This is a genomic window from Rugamonas sp., from assembly GCF_025354735.1.
GTDB lineage: Bacteria > Pseudomonadota > Gammaproteobacteria > Burkholderiales > Burkholderiaceae_D > Rugamonas.
Window position 1 is genome coordinate 1 of record NZ_JANXMI010000271.1, and the last position, 6,423, is coordinate 6,423.

Below are 6,423 nucleotides of genomic sequence, written 5' to 3' on the forward strand. Positions count from 1 at the left end.
TGGCCAAGGGCAAGAAAATGCACGACAAGCGCGCCACCGAAAAAGAACGCGACGGCAAGCGCGAAGTGGCCTCGGCCATGAAGCAAAACACCCGCTGACGCCACCCGACGGTCGCTCAAGCGTTGCTCCATCGTTGCGCAACCGTTGCACAGCGGCCCGCGCAGCATTTTTATCGCTCGTCGAGTTTCTAAGTAGAAACGACCATGTTAGACTAGAGGGCGCAGCAATGCAGCCGCCGTCCGCACGGCTGGTCTCAACCTGGACGAAGACGAGGGTATCATGGTGCTGAAAACCACAACAGCGGCAGTCGCCGGCATGACCGGCGTGCTCTTGAGCGCCTGCGTGGCGCCCTATTCGCCGGTGCCGCTGGCGGCCAACTTTCCCGCCACCCGTCAGCTGGAATTACAGGCCGCCAACCACTGGGCCATCATCGCCGGCAACCTGGAACAGCACATGGTGCTGGAGCTGAAGAAAAGCCCGCCGCGCCCGCTGTTCCTCAACGAAGCGCCGCAGCCGTCGCCGTTCGCGCGGGCGCTGGCGGCGCAACTGACCACCAGCCTCGTCAACGACGGCTACACGGTCGCCAAGACCCCGGCCGGCGCCCTCAAGATCGACCTCGACGTGCAAGCCGTGACGTTCTCGGCCAACCGGCCGCAATACCGCTATTTCGGCGAGCACAGCGCGCTCGCCGCCGGCGTCTGGGTGCTCAGCGAAATCGAGCCGCCGGCGCTGGGCGTGGCCACCGCCGCCGTCGGCGCCTATGACGCCTATAGCTGGTTCAACTCCCAATTCGCGCCCGGCGCCACGCCGAAGACGGAAATCATCGTCACCGTGTCGGTGTCCGACCCCTATCGCTATTACGCGCGCACCAGCTCGGCCTACTACGTCAGCGACAGCGACCGCGTGCTGTACGGCATGGTCGACAAGGAACCGGAGCTGCCCAAATTGAGCAAAATGTATCAAGTGCGGGGTGACAAGTGATGCGGAAATCGCGGGCCGGCGCCCTGCTGCTGACGCTGACGTTGCCACTCATGTTGGCCGCCTGCGTCACGGCGCCGAAAGAGGAGGCCAACTATTCGACCGTGGCGTCGAACCAGTTCATCGCCTCCAACTACGCGGCCGCCGACGGCCTGCTGACCCAGCTCAACGGCAAGCTGACGGCCGACAAACCCCTCATCATGGCCACCGTCGTCAACATCGACGCGCTCGAGCAAACGTCCACCCTGGGCCGGCTGGTGTCGGAACAGATTTCGACGCGGATGGCGCAAGGCGGCCTGAACATGCTGGAAATGAAGCTGCGCAACAGCGTCTACCTGAAACGCAACCAGGGCGAGCTGATGCTCACGCGCGAACTGGGCGAAGTGGCGCAGTCGCACAACGCGCAGGCCATCGTCGTCGGCTCCTATGCCGAAACGAGCGACATGGTGTTCATCAACATCAAGGTGATACAGCCGAACACCAACTTCGTGCTGGCCGGCCAGGATTACGTGCTGGCCAAGGAAGGCATCGTGCGCTCGATGTTGCGCAATTGAGCGGCCGGGCCGCGCCGTCGATGCCCCTGCTAACCCTTCGCATCAGATTGGTGAGGTTGTGGAGCCAAGCATCATCCACGCACTAGCGCTCACCGGTGACAGCAGCGCTCTTTGGTCTTTTCATCCATAGACTTTGGTAAATCCATTACCCGGTGGCCCAGCCCATGAGCAGCGGTAAAACGCATCCCCTCCCCCGCGCGAGTTGCATTTAACGATATCAGCACATGCTGTCCATCATTGGTAGCAGCGCACGCTCCGTCAAAATCATCGCTCACGTTCAATAGCACAATCTTGAAGCCATTGTTCCCCAGCAGATCAGTAAGATTGGCTATGGTCAGTCATGCGCTGGCTGCGACGTGCTTGCTCAACGAAAATTCCATCACAGCCTTGTGCGATGCGATGAGGTGTATGGACAGTGGGTTTTTACAAGCCGGCGGGGCTGGGAAAGCGCCGCGCCAGCGCCGGCAGCACGTCTTGCACCGCCGCCTGCACTTTCAGCGCCAGCAAGTCGTCGGCGCGGGTCTTGCCGACGTTGATGGCGGCGATGGGCTTGCCCGCCTCGGCCGCCAGCTTGCAGAAACGGTAGCCGGAAAACACCATCAGCGACGATCCCACCACCAACAAGGCGTCGGCCTGGGCCATCCAGTCCAACGCGGCCGCCGTGCGCGCGGGCGGAACGTTGTCGCCGAAGAACACCACGTCCGGCTGCAAGGTGCCGCCGCAGATCTGGCAGGCTGGAACGTGGAAATCGTCCAGCGCCTCCGGCTCGATCTGGGCGTCGCCGTCGGGCAGCGGCTGGGCGACGGCGCCGGCCAGCGCCGGGTTGGCGTCGCGCAGGCGCTGCTGCATGGCGGCCCGCGCCGATTGCGCGCCGCACGACAGGCAGACCACGCCGTGTATATTGCCATGCAATTCGATCAGCCGCGCGCTGCCGGCCTGCTGATGCAAGCCGTCCACGTTCTGCGTGATGACGGCGCCCAGCCGGCCGCCCCGCTCCAGCGCGGCGATGGCGCGGTGGCCGGCGTTGGGCGCGGCCTGCGCCAGCGTCGGCCAGCCGACCATGCTGCGCGCCCAGTAACGCCGCCGCACCGCGTCCGAGCGGCGGAACTCCGGCCCCTGCACCGGCAGCCGGCCGCGCCGCACGCCGTCGCGGTCGCGGTAGTCGGGAATGCCGGACGCGGTGCTCAGGCCGGCGCCGGTCAGCACCAGCACGTTGCGGTGGCGGCTGAGAAAGTCGGCCAGCTGGTCGAGCTGCGCGGGCGCGGGTACTTGTGGGTGGTCAGTCATAGCGCATCATCGTATCATCAGCGGCACGGGCGCGCCGGCGGGCCAGGTTTTCCCGGCGATAGAACCATTTAACCGCGGCAAGGCATTAACGGAGAAATAAGGAGAGCGACGGATGCGACAAAGACGGCGGCTCGATGCGCGCGCGCACGATGGGATCACGGAATCGGAGGAGGCGCGGCTGCTGGCCAGCATCGCCGGCGGGGACCGGCGCGCCTTCGAGTTGCTGTATCGCAGCTATTTTCCGCGCCTGACGCGCTTTCTCGGCCGTATGACGCGCAGCGTCGAGCTGATCGAGGAGGTCGTCAACGACACCATGCTGGTGGTCTGGCAAAAGGCCGCCAGCTACGACGGCAGCTGCAAGGTGTCGACGTGGGTGTTCGCGATCGCCTACCGCAAGGCGCTCAAGGGGCTGAAACAGCGCGACGAGCCGGTCGAGGCGGACGATGAACATTATCCGGCCGGCAGCGGCGCCGAGCCGGAATATCGGCTCGGCCGGCAGCAGTTGCGGCAGTCGGTGGTCGAGGCGCTGGACTTGCTGCCGCTGGCGCAGCGGATGGTGATGGTGCTGACGTATTATCACGACATGGCTTACGCGGAAATCGCCGACATCGTCGACTGTCCGGTCAACACCGTCAAGACGCGCATGTTCCACGCGCGGCACCGATTGCAGGGCTTGCTGGCCAGTGAAAAAGAGGGAAGCAAATGAGCGGGCATATTTTCAGACTCGATATACCGGCCCACCAGGCGGTGCAAGAGCTGCTGCCCTGGTTGGTCTCGGCCCAGCTGGGGCTGGAGGAGGCCGAGCGCGTGCGGCAGCACCTGCTCGGCTGCGCCGAGTGCAGGCAAGATGTCGAGCGCGAACGGCGGATGCGCGCGCGCGGCCCCGGCATGCCGGATGGCGTCGATGTCGAACGCGCGCTGGCCCGCCTGATGCCGCGTCTCGGCGCGCAGGACGCGGCGCCGGTATCGACGCCGGTATCGACGCCGGTATCAATGCCGGTATCAACGACCGTATCAACGCCAACATCGACGCCAACATCGGCGCCGGCATTCGCGGCGGATTTGGATGCCGGCGCGGATACGGATTCGACATCGATATCGGCGCCCGCAGCGACGCCGCCCCCGCCGCCGCCGAAAAACCCGTGGCCGCGCAGCGCCGCCAATCAACCGTCGTGGATGCGCTGGGCGCTGGCCATCCAGGGCATCGTCATCGCCGGCTTGCTGGCCTGGCAGGTCTGGCCCGGCTCCGGCCATGCCGGCTATCACGCGCTCGGCGCGGCCGGCAATGCCGCCGCCAATCTGGTGGTCGTCTTCAAGCCGGAGACGGCCGAGAAGGAATTGCGCCGCGTGTTGCTGGCCAACGGCGCGCGCGTGGTCGACGGGCCGACCGACACCGACGCCTATCTCCTCAGCGTCCCGTTGGCGACCCGCGACCGCGCCGTGCACAATCTGCGCGCCGAGCCGTCAGTGACGCTGGCCGAGTCGCTACAGGCGGGAGCGCCGCCATGATGCCGCTGGCGCGCGCCGTGATCCGCGCGCTGCCACCAGCCTTATTGATGGTGATGATGCTGGTGACGCTGTTGATGCTGGCCGTACCTCATGCCATCGGCGCGACCAACGACGCCAACCCCGCCAGCACGGCGCCGGCCGCACAGAACGCACCCCCAGCGCCCTACGTCACCGACGACGCGGCCCACGCCGTCGGCGCCGCCGAAGCGCCGGCGGCGACCGCGCACACGGCGCCCGAGCGCAAGGTGCTGGTGATGCTGCGCCTGCCCGCGCCCCACTTCCGGCCCGACGCCAGCTACGGCGGGCGCTATATCGACGACGGCGGCCGCAACGCGCGCCACCGCATCGCCGCCGACCTGGCGCAGCGCCATGGACTGAAGCTGCTCAGCGACTGGCCGATGCCGACGCTGGGCGTCGACTGCTACGTCATGGAATACGCGGACGGCGACTCCGCCGACGCCATCGCCGCCACGCTGTCGCGCGATCCGCGCGTCGAATGGGCGCAGCCGGTGGCGCTGTTCCTCGGCATGGGCGCGGCCGGCGGCGACCCGCTCTATCCGGTGCAGCCGAGCGCAAAATACTGGCACATCGCCGAACTGCATCGGACCACCACGGGCCGCGACGTCAGCGTCGCCGTGATCGACAGCGGCATCGACGGCCAGCATCCCGACCTGCTCGGACAGGTGGCGCTGGCGGAGAACTTCGTCGACGACGGCGCCGCGCCGGCCGAGGCGCACGGCACCGCCGTCGCCGGCATCATCGCCGCGCGCAGCGGCAACGGCGGCATCGTCGGCGTGGCGCCGGGCGCGCGCCTGCTGGCCCTGCGCGCCTGCTGGCAGCAACCCGACCTCGGCACCCGCTGCAACAGCTTCACGCTGGCCAAGGCGCTCAACTTCGCCATCCTCAACCACGCCAGGATCATCAACCTCAGTTTATCGGGGCCGCCCGACCGCCTGCTCGACCGCCTGCTCGACGTCGCGCTCGAACGCGGCATCGCCGTCGTCGGCGCGGTCGATCCGCAGGGCGGCGCGGCGGCCTTCCCCGCTTCGCATCCGGGCGTGATCGCGGTGGCGCAGCAGGGCGCCGGCGATGCGCGCGCGGCGTCGCCGGCATCGTGGGCGCCGTCGCCGCCGTCCTCGGCATCGCCAGCGCGATCCGGCACCGTCTATGCGCCCGGCCGCGACATCCCGACCACGGCGCCGGGCGCGCGCTGGAGCTTCGTCTCTGGCAGCTCCTACGCGGCGGCCCACGTCAGCGGCATGATCGCGCTGCTCAGCCAATTGCGGCCGGCGTCGACGCCGGAACAGCTGCGCCGCCAACTGCAACCCATCGATGGTCTGAACGCTGGTAATATCGACGCCTGTGCCACCATCACCCGCGTCACCGGCGCGTGCTCCTGCTCATGCGCCACCGCAGTCCAGTTGAAAGTCGACACTCGTCCGTGACCCGCTGGTCTTGCGCGGCGCTGCTGGCGTTCGCCGCCGGCGCCGCCGCCGCGCAAGCGAGCGTCAGCCTGTCGCTGCTGTCGGACTACCGCTTTCGCGGCGCCTCGCTCAGCGATGGCAATCCGGCGCCGCAGGTCGGCGTCAACCTCGATGGCGACGCCGGCTGGTACGGCGGCGCGCTGGCGACCGGCGCCGTCCGCCTGAGCGAGCGCGCCACGGCGCAGGTGCTGGCCTATGGCGGCTACGCGCGGCGCCTGGCGTCGGGCTGGAGCTGGGAAGCCGGCGCCACCGAGTCCGTGTTCACGCAGGCCCGCGAGCGCGATTACGGCGAGCTGTATGTGGGCTTGTCCGGTGAGCGCGTCAATGGCCGCCTGTATTTCGCGCCGCGCTATTTCGGCTACGACAGCCGCACCGTGTACGCGGAAATCAACGGCGTCTATCCGCTGCGCGATGGCCTCAACCTGACCGGCCACGCGGGCTGGCTGCACACGCTGTCGGGCGAGGCCTGGCCCGGCGTGCCGGCCGACTCGCGCTACGATGCGCGCATCGGCCTGAGCGCGCCGCTGGGCGAGTGGAACGTGCAACTGGCGTGGGTACTCACGCAGCGCAGCGGCGAACACTATCTACACGACGACGAGCGCTCGCCGCGC

At 67.8% G+C, this 6,423-nt stretch carries 7 protein-coding genes and 1 pseudogene; 7 read left to right on the forward strand and 1 reads right to left on the reverse strand.

What is annotated here, in order from left to right; translation table 11 throughout:
- The 3 genes and pseudogenes from Q0S71_RS21870 to Q0S71_RS21880 all read left to right on the forward strand — a co-directional run.
- A pseudogene (locus Q0S71_RS21870) lies at nt 1-98 on the forward strand (SsrA-binding protein); the annotation flags it as partial.
- A gap of 181 nt (nt 99-279) precedes the next feature.
- Nucleotides 280-981: a hypothetical protein gene (locus tag Q0S71_RS21875; RefSeq protein WP_296000414.1), complete on the forward strand. Its 702-nt coding sequence runs from the start codon at nt 280-282 to the stop codon at nt 979-981.
- Nucleotides 981-1,532, forward strand: coding sequence for a FlgO family outer membrane protein (locus tag Q0S71_RS21880; RefSeq protein WP_296000417.1), 552 nt, complete (start codon nt 981-983; stop codon nt 1,530-1,532). Before Q0S71_RS21875 ends, Q0S71_RS21880 begins: the two co-directional genes overlap by 1 nt.
- Before the next feature lie 423 nt (nt 1,533-1,955).
- On the opposite strand, the gene Q0S71_RS21885 is transcribed toward Q0S71_RS21880, so the two are convergent.
- Nucleotides 1,956-2,819, reverse strand: coding sequence for an NAD-dependent protein deacetylase (locus Q0S71_RS21885; RefSeq protein WP_296000419.1), 864 nt, complete (start codon nt 2,817-2,819; stop codon nt 1,956-1,958).
- A 112-nt stretch (nt 2,820-2,931) separates the two neighbouring features.
- On the opposite strand from Q0S71_RS21885, the gene Q0S71_RS21890 reads away from it, so the two are divergent.
- The 4 genes from Q0S71_RS21890 to Q0S71_RS21905 all read left to right on the forward strand — a co-directional run.
- Entirely contained in the window at nt 2,932-3,525 is a 594-nt protein-coding gene (locus Q0S71_RS21890; RefSeq protein WP_296000430.1) for a sigma-70 family RNA polymerase sigma factor, read from the forward strand.
- On the forward strand, nt 3,522-4,328 hold the full coding sequence (locus tag Q0S71_RS21895; RefSeq protein WP_296000433.1) for a zf-HC2 domain-containing protein: 807 nt from the start codon (nt 3,522-3,524) through the stop codon (nt 4,326-4,328). The genes Q0S71_RS21890 and Q0S71_RS21895 overlap by 4 nt, the downstream gene beginning before the upstream one ends.
- The gene (locus tag Q0S71_RS21900) at nt 4,325-5,773 is read left to right on the forward strand and encodes a S8 family serine peptidase (protein ID WP_296000436.1); all 1,449 of its coding nucleotides are present in this window, start codon (nt 4,325-4,327) and stop codon (nt 5,771-5,773) included. The genes Q0S71_RS21895 and Q0S71_RS21900 overlap by 4 nt, the downstream gene beginning before the upstream one ends.
- Nucleotides 5,770-6,423, forward strand: a 654-nt coding sequence (locus Q0S71_RS21905) for a TorF family putative porin (protein WP_296000443.1), incomplete at its 3' end; no start/stop codon positions are given. The genes Q0S71_RS21900 and Q0S71_RS21905, both read left to right, overlap by 4 nt.